Origin of the sequence: Comamonas sp. GB3 AK4-5 (assembly GCF_041320665.1) — a bacterium.
Taxonomy (GTDB): Bacteria; Pseudomonadota; Gammaproteobacteria; order Burkholderiales; family Burkholderiaceae_C; genus Comamonas.
The window spans coordinates 2,870,545-2,886,472 of sequence record NZ_CP166730.1 but is presented as its reverse complement, the minus strand read 5'-3'; the positions used below and the strand labels follow the sequence as shown (position 1 = coordinate 2,886,472).

Here is a 15,928-nt window from a genome sequence, read left to right as displayed (position 1 = left end):
CTTGCTCAGTAGCCGAGTAATTCTTTGGCCATGGGGTAGAGCGACAGCAGCAGCAAAAACGCCATGCCGTAGTTGAACCAGCGCAGTGCCTGGGGCGTGCGCAGCAGCCGGCCCACGGCGCTGCCGAACAAGGCCCAGACGCTGATACAGGGGAGGTTGATGAGCGTCAGCACCACCGTTGCCAGCAGCAAGTTCGCCACAAAGCTGTCCTGCGGGGTGTAGGCGGCGATGATGCCCACCGTCATCAGCCAGGCCTTGGGATTCACCCATTGAAAGGCGGCCGCCTGCCAGAAAGAAAACGGCTTGCTGCCGGCCTGGCCCTGCTGCACGCCGGTGGCGTGGGCGATCTTCCAGGTCAGCCACAGCAGATAGGCGCCACCCACTATTTGCAGCAGGGTGTACAGCCAGGGCCAGGTGCTGAAGGCCGAGCCCAGGCCGGAGCCCACCAGCAGCATCATCAAGGCGCAACCCAGGCTGATGCCCAGCAAATGGGGCAGGGTGCGGCGAAAGCCAAAGGTGGCGCCCGAGGCGGTGAGCATCACATTGTTGGGCCCCGGGGTGATGGAGCTGACAAAGGAGAACATGGCCAGTGGCACAAGGGTGGCGACGGTCAGAGTGGGGGCCAGGGCGTCCATGGTGGTGTGTAAAACAAGGAGGGTGTGGCCATTGTGCGGCTAAAAATCAGTACAGTAGCAGTACACTTCATCATGTCACTTCATCAACTGGCCTGCTGGTTTTGCCATGACACTTTCCTCGCTTCCAGAGTCCGAGCCCAAGGTAGGCGCCGAGGCCAAGCCCGCGCCGCGTGCTTCCCGTAGTGCCCCCTGGCATTGGCAGCCCTTGCGCGGCAGCGGTGTGCCCCTGGTGGAGCAACTGGCGCTGCATGTGGAAGGCCTGGTGCGCAGCCATGGCCTGCGCGCCGGCATGCGCCTGCCCTCGGTACGCCAGTTGGCCGAGGACAGCGGTGTGAGCCGCGATACCGTGGTCCAGGCCTATGACAGGCTGGCCGCGCAGTCGCTCATCCATTCCCGCCGCGGTGCTGGCTTTTTTGTGAGCGCGCTGCGCAAGGTGGATGCGCTGGAGACGCCGTTTCCCGCCCAGACCTCGGCGGCGGTGGATCGGCCTACCGACAGAGCGATAGACACGCCTTATCTGCTGCGCACCATGTTCCAGCAGGGCGCAGCTCCCGAGTCTTCCGGCAGCGCTGGCCTGCTGCCGCCCCAGTGGCTGGAGCCAGAGATGCTCACCGGCGCCATACGCAGCGTGGGCCGCTCGGCCGGGCTCAGCCTGTCGGGCTATGGCCTGCCTCAGGGCTATGCGCCGCTGCGCCAGCAGATTGCGGCCCATTTGCAGGCCCAGGATGTGCCGGTGCACCCGGAACGCAATCTGCTGACGGTGGCCGGTGTGACCCATGGTTTGGACTTGATTACACGCTTGCTGGTGCGCCCCGGCGATGTGGTGTTGGTGGAAGACCCGGCCTGGTTTTTGATTTTTGGCCATTTGCAGGCCTTGGGCGCCCAACTGGTGGGTGTGCCGCGCGGCCCGGACGGGCCGGACATTGCCGCGCTGGCGGCGCTGGCGGCCCAGCACCGGCCGCGTTTGTTCATCGTGAACACGGCAGTGCACAACCCCACGGGGCAGACGCTGTCGGCCGGCGTGGCCCATGCCATGCTGAAGGTTGCCGAGCAATATGATTTTTTACTGGTGGAAGACGACACCTATGCCGACTTTCACCCCGGCCAGCCCACGCGCCTGGCCGCGCTGGACCGGCTGCAGCGCGTGCTGCTGGTGGGCGGCTATTCCAAGACCCTGGCCGGGGGCCTGCGCGTGGGCTATATCGCCGCCCAGGCCGAGCGCATCGAGCAACTGCTGGACTTGAAGCTGCTGGCGGGTTTGACCTCGGCCCAACTGGGCGAGATGGTGGTACACCGCATCCTGAGCGAAGGCCAGTACCGCCGCCATGTGGAGCGCCTGCGCGAGCGCGTGGACAAGGCGCGCGCCCAATGCCTGCGCCGGGTGGAGGCGCTGGGCTGGCAGGTGCCGCAAGAGCCTCTGGCCGGCATGTTTGTCTGGGCGGACTGCGGCATGGACTCCGAATTGCTGGCGCGCCGCGCGGCCGAGCAAGGCCTGCTGCTGGCGCCGGGCGTGCTGTTCTCGCCGCGCCAGGTGCCGGGCAGCATGCTGCGGCTTCCCGTGCCTTTGGCCCAGCATGCCGCGCCCTGGGAGCTGATGGCGCGGCTGCAAAAACAGCTGCGCTGAAAGCGCGCCAGCGCGCAGCCTGTCCCATGCGTGTCAGATTGGGGGGCTGCCACCATGGCCTTGCAGCAACCATCTTCCTAGAATGGAAAACGAACGACCGTTTTATTCCATTCCAAAACAGGAGACACAGGCATGACGGCTGAATACAAGGTCCACGGTGCAGTGGCCGTGATCACGCTCAACAATCCCCCCGTCAACGGGCTGGGGCTGAGCACCCGCCGCGCTGTGGTGAATGGCCTCAAGCAGGCCCAGGCCGATGCCAGCGTGCAGGCCATCGTCATCACCGGTGCGGGCAAGGCCTTTTCGGGCGGCGCCGACATCAAGGAGTTCGGCACCGAGCAATCGATTCAGGAACCCAATCTGCACAGCGTGATTGCGGCGCTGGAGCAATGCAACAAGCCCGTGGTGGCCGCCATCCACAGCGTGTGCATGGGCGGTGGTCTGGAGCTGGCCCTGGGCTGCCACTACCGCATCGTTGCCCCCGGTACCAGCGTGGCCCTGCCCGAGGTGAAGCTGGGCCTGCTGCCCGGCGCCGGCGGCACGCAGCGCCTGCCGCGCGTGCTGGGCCCCGAAGCCGCGTTGAACATGATCGTCAGCGGCGAAGCCGTGAAAAGCGAGCTGCTGGCCCAGGCCCCGGGCCAAAAGCTGTTCGACAAGCTGGCCGCATCGGCCGAGAGCCTGGCTGCTGAGGCCCTGGCCCTGGCCCAGGAAGTGGGCGAGCGCCACGCCGCAGGCAACGAGCCGCTGCCCCTGGTGCGCAACCTGCCCTGTAAGCACCCGCTGGGTGATGCCTACTTTGGCTTTGCCCGCAACATGGTGGGTGGCATGGCCAAGAACTACCCTGCACCGCTGAAATGCGTGGACGCGGTGGAAGCCGCCACCAAGCGCAAAATTGCCGACGGCCTGCAGTATGAGCGCGAGCTGTTCGTAAACCTGATGTGGACGCCCGAGTCCCGCGCGCTGCGCCATCTGTTCATGGCCGAGCGTGCAGCATCAAAGATCGCTGACGTGCCCGCCGATACTGCGGTGCGTGCTATTCAAAAGATAGGGGTGATTGGCGCCGGCACCATGGGCGGCGGCATCAGCATGAACTTCTTGAACGCCGGTATTCCGGTGACGATTCTGGAAACCAAGCAGGAAGCGCTGGACCGTGGCGTAGCCACGATCAAGAAGAACTACGAGGCCCAGGTCAAAAAAGGCAAGCTCAAGGAAGACAAATACGCCCAGCGCATGGCGCTGCTGTCCACCACGCTGAGCTATGACGCGCTGAAGGATTGCGACCTCATCATCGAGGCTGTGTTCGAGGAGCTGGGCGTCAAGGAAACCGTGTTCAAGCAGTTGGATGCCGTGGCCAAGCCCGGCGCCATTCTGGCCTCCAACACCTCCACGCTGGACGTGGACAAGATCGCGGCCTTCACCAAGCGCCCGCAGGACGTGGTGGGCATGCATTTTTTCAGCCCCGCCAACGTGATGAAGCTGCTGGAAGTGGTGCGCGGCAAGGCCACGGCCAAGGACGTGCTGGCCACGGTGATGCAGATCGCCAAGAAGATCAAAAAGACCGCCGTGGTCTCCGGCGTGTGCGATGGCTTTATCGGCAACCGCATGATCGAGCAGTACTCGCGCCAGGCCGGCTTTTTGCTGGACGAAGGCGCCACGCCCCAGCAGGTGGACAAGGCGGCCGAGAAGTTCGGCTTTGCCATGGGCCCGTTCCGCATGGGCGACCTGGCCGGCAACGACATCGGCTGGGCCATCCGCAAGCGCCGCGCCGTGGAACGCGCCGACATGAAGTACAGCCGCACGGCAGACAAGCTCTGCGAGCTGGGTCGCTTTGGCCAGAAGACCGGCGCCGGCTGGTATGACTACCAGGCAGGCAAGCGCGACGCCATTCCCTCGGCGCTGGTGGTCAAGATGATCGAGGACCACCGCAAGGAGCTGGGCATCACGCCGCGCAAGATTGCTGACGAAGAAATCGTGCAGCGCCTGGTCTACGCCCTGGTCAACGAGGGAGCCCATATTCTGGAAGACGGCATTGCCGGCAAGTCGGGCGACATCGACATGGTGTACCTGACTGGCTATGGCTTTCCCATCTACCGCGGTGGCCCCATGCACTACGCCAGCGAAACCGGCCTGGGCAACGTGGTGCGTGCCATGGAGCGCTTTGCGCAGAACCCGCATGACGACGCCAAGTTCTGGCAGCCCGCGCCGCTGCTGGCGCGCCTGGCTGCCGAAGGCAAGTCTTTTTCTTGAACACGGGCTGCCCGCCATTTCCGAATGATCGCGCAGCGCGCCAGCCTCTGCCTGGCCCGCTGCCCCTTGCGCAAAGGATTGCCATATGACTTCCGCCGTGATTGTCTCCACCGCACGCACCCCTCTGGCCAAGAGCTGGAAGGGTTCCTTCAACATGACCTATGGCGCCACGCTGGGCGCCCATGCCGTGCAGCACGCCGTGCAACGCGCCGGCATTGATGCCGCCGATGTGGACGACGTCATCATGGGCACGGCCCTGCCCGAAGGCACCACCGGCGGCAATGTGGCCCGCCTGATCGCAGTGCGCGCCGGCCTGCCCGTCACCACCTCGGGCTTCACCCTCAACCGCTTTTGCTCCTCGGGCCTGCAATCCATTGCCCTGGCGGCCCAGCGCATCATCGCCGGCGAGAGCGATGTGCAAGTGGCCGGTGGCCTGGAGTCCATCTCCTGCGTGCAGCAAGAGGCCAACCGCCACATGGCCCAAGACCCGGCGCTGATGAAGATGAAGCCCGAGATCTACTGGTCCATGCTGCAAACGGCCGAGCAGGTGGCCCAGCGCTACGGCATTGGCCGCGACGCCATGGACGAATATGGCGCCGGCAGCCAGCAAAAAGCCTGCGCCGCCCAGGCCGCCGGCCTGTTTGACGCCGAGATCGCCCCCATCACCACCGTGATGGGCGTGGCCGACAAGGCCCTGGGGCTGATCACCAAGCAAGTCACCGTCAGCCGCGACGAAGGCACACGCGAAGGCACGACCAAGGAGGGCATCGCAGGCCTGCGCAGCGCGCTGCCCGGCGGCCTGATCACCGCCGGCAATGCCAGCCAGTTTTCTGACGGCGCCGGCGCCTGCGTGCTGACCAGCGAGGACTACGCATCCAAGAAGGGGCTCAAACCCCTGGGCCGCTTTCTGGGCTTTGCCGTGGCCGGCTGCGAGCCCGATGAAATGGGCATTGGCCCGGTGTTTGCCGTACCCAAGGTGCTGAAAAAGCTGGGCCTCACGGTGAACGACATCGATCTGTGGGAGCTGAACGAAGCCTTTGCCGTGCAGGTGCTCTACTGCCGCGACAAGCTGGGCATTCCGGCCGACCGCCTCAACGTCAACGGCGGTGCCATCGCCCTGGGCCACCCCTATGGCGTCAGCGGCCAGCGCCTCACCGGCCACGCCCTCATCGAGGGCAAGCGCCGCGGTGCCAAGCGCGTCTGCGTGACCATGTGCATAGGCGGTGGCATGGGGGCGGCGGGGGTGTTTGAGGTGTTGTGATCGCGTACTGGCCAATGTCAGCCAGACTAACCCTTAGTCTGGCTGACGATAGCTGGAAAACTCGAAGTAATGAAAAATCCTTTTAGGGAAAGTGGTGCCAATTCCAGGTGAAATTCAGCAGTTCCATGGTCGCCAGGGAGAGGCAGCAACTGGTGAGTTACTCAGTCGTCGTTTCTGGTATCTCTGGCGCTCTGTGGATATTGAGGGCGGAGATTTTCTGGTTCAAATACGATCTGACTCGCTTGAGTCGATGGACTCTCGAAAGCCTGAGTTATTTATTCTCGGAATCGTACAGTCAAAATTCCTTCAAGTTGGATCATCTGCCTACGTCAAGCAGCACTATTGTACGGAGTCAGACGGAAATCCTGCAAAGCATTTTTTTCTACTTTGTCACATGCTAGACGATAAAGAGGAAAGGCACAGTTATTTCTTTACCGCAGAAGATATCGTAAATTCTCTTCCTTTTGATGAAGAGAAGGCCGCATACAAGCTTTATATTGGAGCTGGTGAAAAATACGAGAGCTGCAAAAATCTACCAGCGAAATTAATATTGGACTCCATTGAGAAGGGGATTTTGGAGACGAAAGCACACAGGACAAATCAATTAGTTCGAACAGTATTCTTTAATACGATCAATGCAGGTCGGAACCATGGTTATTCAACCCGCTACCTATTTCGTTGGATCGAAGGGGTGGCGGTGTGTATTACTGAGAATTCGGAAACTGGAAATCAAGAACTGTTAGAGCCTCGTCGAGACCTGTTCGGCTCTATAGGAGGTTATAGGTGGGGATATAGAGGATCGGGCCCACAATTTCTTGCCTGGTCTTTACTCGCTCATGTCTATGACGGAGATGTGCCAAATCGAAGGCATGTTATCTTTATCGTCGACTGGTTGTTGGATGCGCTGCCCAGCGAAGTTGAATGGGACATCCCTTCTGAGTTAATTCATGCCATGCTTGCAGGTTTAATTCCAACAATTTCTGAAACTCAAAAAATTTGCAGCCGCTCGAAGACCAGCCAGGAGAGAAAGAAAAAATTGAGCCGCGAAGGCATCTTGGCTGAACTACATCGATTGAATGAAAGGCGTGGTATCGCGAACCTCGACCAGATACTTTCCCAAGGCCCGGCATAGACCAACGAGGTCTATCGCTCTGTGCCGCTAAAACAACTCCCCTTGCGGCGATACCAACGCCGCAAAGCTCTCTCCCAGGGGCTGCAAGATCGAGTCCGCAATCGGCTGAAGTTGCTTGGCCACATAGTGCTGGTAATCCATCGCAGAACGCCGTGCTTCCAGCGGCTCCGGTCCGTTGCGGGTCATCACATAGCGAATCCAGCCGCCGCTTTGGTATTGCAGCGGGCGGCCCAGGCGCTCGTTGTGGGCGTCGGCCATGCGGGCTGCGCGCACCTGGGGTGGGAGGTTGGCGACGTATTCATTCAGGCGGTGGCGCAGGCGTTTGCGGTAGATGAGCAAATCGTCTTTCTGGCCGGCCAGCGTGGCCTGGGCGTAGTCGATCACATAGTCCCGGTAGGGAACACCTTGAAAGACGCGGGAGAGCAGGCCTTCCTGAAACTGGCGCGCCAGTGGTGTCCAGTCGCTGCGGGCCATTTCCAGGCCGCGGTAGACCATGGCTTCCTTGCCTGCCGCGTCGACGCTCAGGCCGGCATAGCGTTTTTTGCTGCCCACGTCCGAGCCGCGGATGGTGGGCATGAAGAATTTTTTGTAGTGGGTGTCGAACTCGATTTCGAGAAAGCTTTCCAGGTCCTGCTCCTGCCGCAGGCCTTGGGCCCACCAGGTATTGATGTCCTGGACCAGCTCGGCCGCGACGGCTTGGGCTTCTTCGTTGCTGTGGGTGCGCTTGAGCCAGATGAAGATGGAGTCGGTGTCGCCGTAAATAGCCTCGTAGCCGCGCTGCTGCACCAGATCGCGGGTGCGCTTGACCATCTCATGGCCGCGCAGGGTGATGGCGGAAATCAGGGCAGGGTTGAAGAAGCGGCACTCCGAGGCACCCAGCACGCCGGCAAAGGAATTCATCACCAGCTTGAGGGCCTGGGACAGCGGCTCGTTGCGCGCGCGCTTGGCCTTGTCACGGGCGTGCCACAGCGTGGTCACGATTTCGGGAAGGCAATGTTTTTCGCGGGAGAACAGGATGCCGCCAGGCCCCCGGATCTGTCGCTCCGGATCGGGGGCATGCATGCCCTCGGCCAGGCCCACGGGGTCTACCAGAAAGGTGCGGATGATGGAGGGGTAGAGGCTTTTGTAGTCCAGCACCAGCACGGAGTCATAAAAGCCGGGCCGGGAGTCCATCACATAGCCGCCGGGGGAGGACTTGCCCAGCACATCGCCCACATTGGGCGCCACATAGCCCTGGCGGTGCATGCGTGGCAGATAGTGGTGGCTGAAGGCGGCGATGGAGCCGCCAAAATGGTCCAGCTGCAGGCCCGTGGTGTGGGCGCGTTCCATGGCAAATTGCAGCAGCTTGACCTTCTCGAAGATGCGCAGCACCAGCGCGCAGTCTTGGATGTTGTAGCTGGCGAGCGCCGGCTTGTCGTGCTGGTAGCGCCGTTCGATCTCCGCCATCTTGTCGTACTCGTCGCCAATCTCCTTGCCTTCGCCCAGCAGCTCCTGCGAGACGTTTTCCAGGCTGAAAGAGGAGAAGTTGCGCATGGTTGCCCGCAGGGCTTCGATGCCATCGATCACGGCCCGGCCTGGCATGGGGGCGAACAGATAGCCTTGCTTGCCAGGGTGGGTGCGCCAGGCAATGGGCGTGCGCCCCCGGCCCAGCAGCAGCGGCGTGGCGCAGTCGTCGGCGGTTTTTTGCAGCACGCGCAGGTCGAACTGGATGACGTTCCAGCCGATGATGACGTCGGGGTCATTGCGCACAAACCAGTCGTTGAGCTGGCTGATCATGGCCTTGCGGCTTTCGCAATAGACCAGGGCAAAGCCCGGCGGCCCTGCAGCGTCGCTGGGCTCTGCCGCTTCAACGGGCTCTGTAGGTGGCTCGCCCAGCATGAACACCACGCGCTCGGCCATGCCGTCGAGGGCAATCGAATACAGCTCCTGGTGCTGGCTGGTTTCAATGTCCAGCGACACCAGCTTCAACGCCGGCCTGAAAGTGGGTGCAGGCAAGAGCTTGCAGTCCAGCAGCGCGGCGTTTTCCAGGCGGCCGCCTTCCAGCACAACGCCTGCGGTGATGAAGCGCTCCATCAGATAGCGCTCGTGCGGGCGCACATCGGCCTCGAGCAGCGAAACCCCTTGCTGCTGCAGGGCGCGTGCCAGCCGGCCCAACTGGCGGAACTGCTTGGCGTAGACCCCCAGCACGGGCTGTTGGTGAAAGCTTTTGAGTTCCAGCGGCCGCAATTCCACGCCGGCCATGCTGCGCAGCTGGGCTTGCACGGTTTCCTGGTGCCTGGCCTCGACAAAGGCCACCGAGGTCTGGGCCGTGAGCAGCACTTTCAAAGGCCCGGAATCCGTCGCCAGCCAGTACTCGATCTCGGTGCCCGCTGGCGTGTCGCGCCAGTTGCGGGTCAGGATAAAGCCTTGGCGTGGGGGGGAGGGCACGGAAGAGGATGCAGAGCGGGGGTTGGAGAGGCTGGAGGGCACTGCCTCAGCGCCTGTTTGTGGGGCTGGCCGTGATGTCCAGATGATACTGGTAAAAAATACAGGTGCTGCTGCGATGCGGCCACGGTCACCAACCCAGGCCCATATGGGTGATCATGGTTTTTGCTTCCGTATAGATAGCGGCATGTGCTGTATCCATCAGTGATAAAGGCCGATTTACCTTGCTATTCCAAGCCAGGCTGCCCGCACCTATCTTTGAACACGTTCTTAGGCCAGCGCGTACAGCTTGTAGTGGGTGACGAGCTTGTCCAGTGCCGCATCCAGGCTGCTGCTGTCTGCGTAGAACTGGGTGTCCAGCGCCTCCAGGGCCTGCCATGTGGCCTCGTGGGCCGGGTGCTCTTCGGCGGCCGTGGGCATGAGGTCAAAACGCGCGGCCTGGTCCGTGGGCACCTCGTGGTCGGCGAAGAGGGCGAGCTTGGCGGCCTGCAGCAGTCGCAGGCTGGCATGGTCTTCCACCTCGGTGAGCGCCGCCACGGTTTCTGCATAGCGGTCGCCGCTGGAGTTGGAGAAAAACTGCTCGAAGCCGCCGTTGTGCACCTCGCCTTGCAAGATGTTGATGAGGTAGTAAAGCCTGTCGCCATGCGGGAGTGCATCGAATCCATCGGGAGCGTCGTAGACGCGGTGCACCAGCGCAGTCCAGTAGCAGTAGGCGGGGGATTCGCGGTAGGCGCGCTCCTCCTCGCGCTGTTGCTGGCGCTGCGCATTGCGTTGTTCGATGCTCAGCCGATTGCCGCGCACGCAGGGCATGCACAGGCCGGCGTTTTGCTGGGCGGTGTCGGGGTGGATGGAGTCTCCACAGCGGGTGCAAGGAAGGCGTTGCATGGCGAGAGTGAGGAGGGTTTATTTTGATAGCAGCTGCATGCTGCAGCATCAGCGTTTACAGCGAATTGATTGGGAGAAGCAATCCAGCGGAGATGTGGCGGTTACAAGCAAAAAATCCGGGCACTCCCCACCTCCCGCTCTCAGCCCGGAGATACATGCTCAATCGCGCCCGTGGCCTATGTCTTGCAGCAGCTGCAAGTCCTGGCGCTGCACGATCAGCGTTCTGCCGTTAAACCAGGGGCGGCTGCAATCAATGTTTTCATAAGGGTTCATCCAGTCCAGCACAATGGGCTGGATGCTGATGGCGCACACCAAGGCCGACGGGCTCGTTTGGTGGACCAGAAAAAGGTACTGGTCCAGGTCGCTGGCATGTTCGGCAAAAGCCGCGTAGGCCCAATGCAGCGCTGGCATATCGCCGCTGTCCACCAGGCTCTCCAGTGCTTGCTCCGCATCCGGCAAGCGCAGCGGCGTTGTGGCCAGGCTGCTGCTCGGTATATCCGCCGCAAACTGTGGGCCGCTGCGGTAGCCCGCTATCAGGCCGTTGCGGTCTGCGGTGCCAAGCTGGCCATGCAGGCCGTGGGCCTGGTGCAGCTGCCATAGCAAAGGTCCATCCACTCCCAGCATGCGGCTGGTGCAGCGCAGGGTTGCTGCTTGCAGGCCCAGGGCAGCGGCGGCAAAGTCCAGGCTGTGGGCCATGGTGTCCGCCGCAAACAGCAGGCCGCTGCGCGCGGCCTGTGCGATACGGGCACGCGGATAAGGACGGTGAGAAGGGCGACGGGCCGGTCTGGCCGCAGAGGGCCTGCGCTGGCGGGGCATGGTGCTTGTGGGCAGGCTGACCAGGCCCATCAGGCCGTAGCGGCAATGCTGCGGTTATAGGCAAAAAACACCTCGTCCCGCACCCAGCCCAAGGATTCGTACAGGGCCTGTGCGTTGAGGTTGGTCTTGGCCGTGGTCAGGTCCATGCGTGCCTTGCCTTGGCTGCGGGCTTGGACCTCAGCGGCCAGCAGCAGTGCGCGGCCGGCGCCCATCTGGCGGGCAGCGGGTTGCACAAACAGGTCGTAGAGCACGTAAATGGGTTGGGCCTCCACCGAACAAAAGCTGGGATAGAGCTGGCAAAAGCCCAGCAACTGGTCCGCAGACTCGGCCACCAGAATCACGGACTCGGCCTTGTGAAAGCGCTGCTGAATGAAATCCAGCGCCAGGGCCGCGTCGGCGGGCTGTTGGTAGAACTGGCGGTAGAGGTCGAACAAGGCCGCAACGGCTGGGAGGTCGGTGGCTTGGGCGGGGCGGGTGGTGATGGGCATGGCGGTGGTGGAAAAAACAGGGCCCGTAATCGGGCGGCGGCGGCATGGCTGCCGACGCAGGGGATTGTCCCCTAGCTATGGCTTGGCTTGTGCTGGAAATTACGGGGGCGACCGTGCGCTCCAACCGCCCCATACACCGCAGGCGGGCGCGTAAACCACATCAAGCCATACCACTCGGTACTCCAAGCATGCTCCTAGGAGGTTGATATGTTCTGGTATCCGTCCCGAATCTCCCCGCGACTGACGATCGGGGGGGTATTGCTGCTGGCCATCACGACGGCGATTATTGTTTTTGTCATGCTGTGGCGCGGGCAGCCACGGGTGGTGGAAGTCAATACCGCATTGATCGAGGAGACCGGCAGAGGCCTGACAGCCCGGCTCAGCACCATTTTGTCGCACACGGATGGAAAAACCGTCAGCCTGGCACGACTGGCCGAAGTGCTGCCCAATGAGGAGACGCTGTACCGCCATATTCCGCCGCATTTGATTGGCAGCAACACCATTATTACCGGGGGCGGTATCTGGCCGGAGCCCGGTGCGTTTACCCCAGGGGTTGAAAAGCGAAGCTTTTTCTGGGCCAGAAATGCGGCGGGAGCGTTGATATTCTCCGATGAATACAATATGGACGCCACGGTGGATTACCACAAAGAAAGCTGGTATCAAGATGTCCGTGAGCGTATCGCAGACAGCTGCTGGTGGTCTGATGTTTACCAAGACCCGGTTTCTGGCGTGAACATGGTGACCTGCAGCGTGGCGTACCAAAAAGATGGAAGATTCGCGGGTGTTGCCACCACCGATATCCGGCTGGATAGCATTGCCACCATCATGCAGCAGTATGGCGACCGTACCGGTGGCTACGCCTTTGTGGCGGACAGGCAGGGGCAGCTGATTTATTTTCCCGGTGACGAGAACAAAAAATTCAAAACCTTTGATGAACTGGCCGCCCAGAACGGCTGGCTTGGGCCGGTTGCAGCCAGGCTGAAAAAACCACATGGTGCTCCCGCAGAGGTGGACAGCATTCCCCTCGACAACGATCAACTGCTGCACGGCGCTTCGGAGGCGATGCTGTTCCCTATGGCGGATACGGGCTGGATGATTGGGCTGGTCACTCCGAAAAGCCGCATCACCGGCCTGGCGAAAGCCATGATGCAGGATGTGCTGGGAGTGCTGCTGCCCACCATGGCGCTGCTGCTCTTGGGCGTCTGGCTGTTGGCGCGCAGATTGATCACAAGGCTGGAAGCCACGCGCAAGGCACTGGACGATATTGCACAGGGAGACGGTGACCTGACCCACCGGATGGAGGTGCGGGGTGGGGATGAAATCTCTGCGATTGCACAGGCATTCAATTTGTTTGCCGACAAGATTTCATCCATGTTGCTGGCAGTGCGCCATAGCAGCCAGGTTGTTGCCGGGAATACGGCCAATCTGGCCGAAAATAATGCGGAGCTGTCCGAGCGGGTGACGCAGCAGGCAGCCGCATTGGAGCAAAGCGCTGCCGCCATGGAAGAGTTGAATGCAACCGTGCGCCAAAATACGGAAAACACCCACCAGGCGGATGAGTTGGTGGAAAGCACCGCGCAAACGGCCAGCGGCTGTGGCGGCCTGATGCAGGAGGTGATTTCGACAATGAATAATGTGAGCCTGTCTTCTGGCAGGATGGTCGAAATTATTTCTGTCATCGACAGCATCGCATTCCAAACGAATATCCTGGCATTGAATGCCGCGGTGGAGGCCGCCCGGGCAGGTGAATCAGGCCGGGGGTTTTCCGTGGTGGCATCGGAGGTCAGAACCCTGGCGCAGCGCAGCGCACAGGCCGCACGCGAAATCAAAGCCCTGATTGATGAATCCGCCTTGAATGTGGGCGTGGGCAGCCGCCAGGTGCACAAGGCGGGCGAAGCGTTGCAAGGGCTGGTCAAGAATGTGCTCCACGCAAGGCAGCTGATGGGCGATATCCGGGTCTCCAGCGAAGAGCAGAGCAAAGGGTTGGCCGAGATGACGATGGCCGTATCCGCGATGGACAACACCGTGCAGCAGAACGCGGCGCTCATTGACGACGCCGTTGCCCGGACGCAGGTCTTGAACCAGGAAGCCGAGCAACTGGCACATATGGTGTCGGCCTTTAAATTGCCAGAAACACATTAACCGTTGGGCAGCGGCTCACCCTTTTTCCGGCATGGATTCGTGGCTGGTGCCACGATGCCTTTTGATAAACCGGCCGAGTAACAGGGGCATTATGCTGAGGCCGCGCCCGGCCCGGAATTTGAACCAAGGCTTCGACGGCCAGCAAGAATCGAGAGAGCGAATGTTTATCTTGAAAGAATGCTTCTATTTTTATAGCGCGAAGCCTACATTGATGTAAATTTTTTTCAAAAAACGGTTTTTGTGCTCATAAGAGAGTAGTGTGCAAATCGGCAGTCGATTTTTCCGTGACGAGACGGAAGTTGGAATATCGATCCTCAGCAGAGCCGCCGCTCTCATTGGCGGGCTCTAGCAAGTCCATACAGGAATGAAAGACCCTCAAAATCCTGGTGGTTATTTTGTTCATCAGCTTCAGAAAGAAGTATCCCCGGTTTTTATGGGGCAACAAGCGCTCCAAAGCGTTGTACAGGTGGAAAACCTGAAGCAGCGCAGAAGCTGAAGCGGATTCTTTATTCCGCACCTGAGCCTATACCAGGCTCAGTCTCGCTGCCAATATCCATTTATTCTAAAAAATATGGCAAAAACCCGGTCAGTATTGACTGGAGTAAAGGACCGGAGGTCCATATGCAATTAACAGAAAACACCTTTTACAGCATTCGCAGCCGGAAACCCGGATTGCCGGATGTTGAAGGTCATTTTTTATGGGATGGCGACGACGCAGAAACCCTCGGTACTCCCCACCCCAAAATCCACACTGGTCGTCTGTGGAACCGGCAGCACCTCCTGCTGGATTCAGACCTTTCTGAGAACCGTGCCTGGCAGGCAATTGGAGATGAATATGTTTGAACATCCGCTTTCTCAATGGCATAACTTCCTGGATTCTGTCACTGATTTTTTCAGCTCTGGGGATAAAAATGCCTCCAGCGCTGAAAAAGAAAAACAGAAAGAATCTGATGCTAGCCAGGGAAAAGACCATAAAAAGAGCAACACAAACTCAAAGATGGCAGCCCACGAATGAATGTGATGTTTTTGAATGGGCCAGAGTTTGATCTGGATACCCATAAAAAAGCCCGCGCTTTGCGGGCTTTTTTTGCAGTTCTTGGAAAAAGTCTGATGTTGCAATTTATCCATGCTTCGCTCAATTTTTCAGGCGTCAGTTCGATGTGGAGATAGCGCATGAATTATCAAAGGTTGATTTTGTTTTTCGATAGGTTCAGGGGCTGAATTTCCCCTTGCCAATCGCATACAGGGTGCATACCTGTATTCGTTCGGGATGCAGCACATGGGCTCAGCGGCTGGAGGCATGGCAGCCCAATGCGGGCCGCAGTGGCGGTCAATGACCCATCTTGGCAATGCCTGTGCGTGAGCCAGCGATGAATTCGGCAATCTCGCGCAGGTCCACATCGTCAGCGTGCGTTGCGTGCAGGGCTTGCGCGGCCGCTTGCAGCGACTCTGGCGATTTGGACAGCTGGCGCATTGCACTTTGGATTCGGCGTATGCGTGGGGCATCAAAACCTTTGCGCTCGAGTCCTATGGTGTTGACGATGCGGATCACTGACGGATTACCCTCCGCAATCATGAAGGGCAGGATGTCTTTGGTGACTTTGTTGGTGGCGCCTATGAACGCATATTTGCCCAGGCGCACAAACTGTATGACGCCGGTCATGCCGTTGACAGTGGCGCAGTCATCGATGTGTACATGCCCAGCCAGCTTGGAGCCGCAGCCCAGTACGATGTGGCTGCCGATCTGGCAGTCGTGGCCCACATGGCTGTCTGATAGAAACATGTTGTGGTCGGCAATTCGCGTTGTCGCGCCATCATCGGTGGCTGCATTGACCGTGCAATATTCACGAAAGACATTGCCATCGCCGATCTCGACATACGCCGTGGCGCCTGGCTTGAACTTCATGTCTTCCGTGCGCCCGCCGATGCATGCGTAGGGAAAAAATTCGTTGCCTGAGCCGGCGACCGTAGACCCCATCAGCGATACATGAGAGTGAAGCAGGTTGCCATCGCCCAGTTGCACATCCTTGCCGATATGGCAGTAGGGCCCAACGACGCAATCTGTACCGATCACGGCACCGTCTTCAATGATGGCAGTCACATGAATTTTCGAGCCCACTTCAGCAAACCTCCACGGTGTCTTCAGCTGCGATATGTTGAGGTCGCTGTTTTAGACCAAGCTATCCCAGACCACCAGCACACTTTCGATTTCTCACAACCCCGCTGCAACATGGGGTGCGATGGCGAGAGGGCCTTGCGGGAAAGGGCTGGTGC

The 15,928-nt window shown here is 60.3% G+C and carries 14 protein-coding genes; 8 read left to right on the top strand and 6 right to left on the bottom strand.

The window, feature by feature from the left end; all coding sequences use genetic code 11:
• Positions 1-5: 5 nt before the first annotated feature.
• Positions 6-635 carry a LysE family translocator gene (locus ACA027_RS12980; protein ID WP_370678643.1) on the bottom strand — a complete coding sequence of 210 codons (630 nt, stop codon included), beginning with the start codon at positions 633-635 and terminating at the stop codon, positions 6-8.
• Positions 636-741: 106 nt separating this feature from the next.
• Between ACA027_RS12980 and ACA027_RS12975 the strand changes: the two genes are divergently transcribed.
• From ACA027_RS12975 to ACA027_RS12960, 4 genes are all read left to right on the top strand, one after another.
• On the top strand, positions 742-2,259 hold the full coding sequence (locus tag ACA027_RS12975) for a PLP-dependent aminotransferase family protein (RefSeq protein WP_370678642.1): 1,518 nt from the start codon (positions 742-744) through the stop codon (positions 2,257-2,259).
• A gap of 132 nt (positions 2,260-2,391) precedes the next feature.
• On the top strand, positions 2,392-4,506 hold the full coding sequence (locus ACA027_RS12970; protein WP_370678641.1) for a 3-hydroxyacyl-CoA dehydrogenase NAD-binding domain-containing protein: 2,115 nt from the start codon (positions 2,392-2,394) through the stop codon (positions 4,504-4,506).
• Positions 4,507-4,591: 85 nt separating this feature from the next.
• Positions 4,592-5,767, top strand: a complete 1,176-nt coding sequence (locus ACA027_RS12965; RefSeq protein WP_370678640.1) for an acetyl-CoA C-acyltransferase — start codon at positions 4,592-4,594, stop codon at positions 5,765-5,767.
• Between the two features lie 94 nt (positions 5,768-5,861).
• Positions 5,862-6,899 carry a DUF6166 domain-containing protein gene (locus ACA027_RS12960; RefSeq protein WP_370678639.1) on the top strand — a complete coding sequence of 346 codons (1,038 nt, stop codon included), beginning with the start codon at positions 5,862-5,864 and terminating at the stop codon, positions 6,897-6,899.
• A 27-nt stretch (positions 6,900-6,926) separates the two neighbouring features.
• On the opposite strand, the gene ACA027_RS12955 is transcribed toward ACA027_RS12960, so the two are convergent.
• The 4 genes from ACA027_RS12955 to ACA027_RS12940 form a co-directional block, all read right to left on the bottom strand.
• Positions 6,927-9,326 carry a DNA polymerase II gene (locus ACA027_RS12955; protein WP_370678638.1) on the bottom strand — a complete coding sequence of 800 codons (2,400 nt, stop codon included), beginning with the start codon at positions 9,324-9,326 and terminating at the stop codon, positions 6,927-6,929.
• 267 nt (positions 9,327-9,593) lie between these two features.
• Complete coding sequence (locus ACA027_RS12950; RefSeq protein ID WP_370678637.1) at positions 9,594-10,208, bottom strand: DUF4375 domain-containing protein; 615 nt, start codon at positions 10,206-10,208, stop codon at positions 9,594-9,596.
• 159 nt (positions 10,209-10,367) lie between these two features.
• Positions 10,368-11,024, bottom strand: coding sequence for a hypothetical protein (locus ACA027_RS12945; RefSeq protein ID WP_370678636.1), 657 nt, complete (start codon positions 11,022-11,024; stop codon positions 10,368-10,370).
• Positions 11,025-11,053: 29 nt separating this feature from the next.
• The gene (locus ACA027_RS12940; RefSeq protein ID WP_370678635.1) at positions 11,054-11,512 is read right to left on the bottom strand and encodes an N-acetyltransferase family protein; all 459 of its coding nucleotides are present in this window, start codon (positions 11,510-11,512) and stop codon (positions 11,054-11,056) included.
• A gap of 207 nt (positions 11,513-11,719) precedes the next feature.
• On the opposite strand from ACA027_RS12940, the gene ACA027_RS12935 reads away from it, so the two are divergent.
• From ACA027_RS12935 to ACA027_RS12920, 4 genes are all read left to right on the top strand, one after another.
• A complete protein-coding gene (locus ACA027_RS12935; RefSeq protein ID WP_370678634.1) occupies positions 11,720-13,654 on the top strand; it encodes a methyl-accepting chemotaxis protein in 1,935 nt (644 codons plus the stop codon).
• A 364-nt stretch (positions 13,655-14,018) separates the two neighbouring features.
• A complete protein-coding gene (locus ACA027_RS12930; protein WP_370678633.1) occupies positions 14,019-14,150 on the top strand; it encodes a hypothetical protein in 132 nt (43 codons plus the stop codon).
• Positions 14,151-14,275: 125 nt separating this feature from the next.
• Complete coding sequence (locus tag ACA027_RS12925; RefSeq protein WP_370678632.1) at positions 14,276-14,497, top strand: hypothetical protein; 222 nt, start codon at positions 14,276-14,278, stop codon at positions 14,495-14,497.
• Positions 14,490-14,669, top strand: a complete 180-nt coding sequence (locus ACA027_RS12920; RefSeq protein WP_370678631.1) for a hypothetical protein — start codon at positions 14,490-14,492, stop codon at positions 14,667-14,669. The genes ACA027_RS12925 and ACA027_RS12920 overlap by 8 nt, the downstream gene beginning before the upstream one ends.
• 315 nt (positions 14,670-14,984) lie before the next feature.
• Here the strand turns inward: ACA027_RS12920 and lpxA are convergent, their stop codons facing one another.
• Positions 14,985-15,755: an acyl-ACP--UDP-N-acetylglucosamine O-acyltransferase gene (lpxA, locus tag ACA027_RS12915; protein WP_370678630.1), complete on the bottom strand. Its 771-nt coding sequence runs from the start codon at positions 15,753-15,755 to the stop codon at positions 14,985-14,987.
• Positions 15,756-15,928 lie beyond the last annotated feature (173 nt).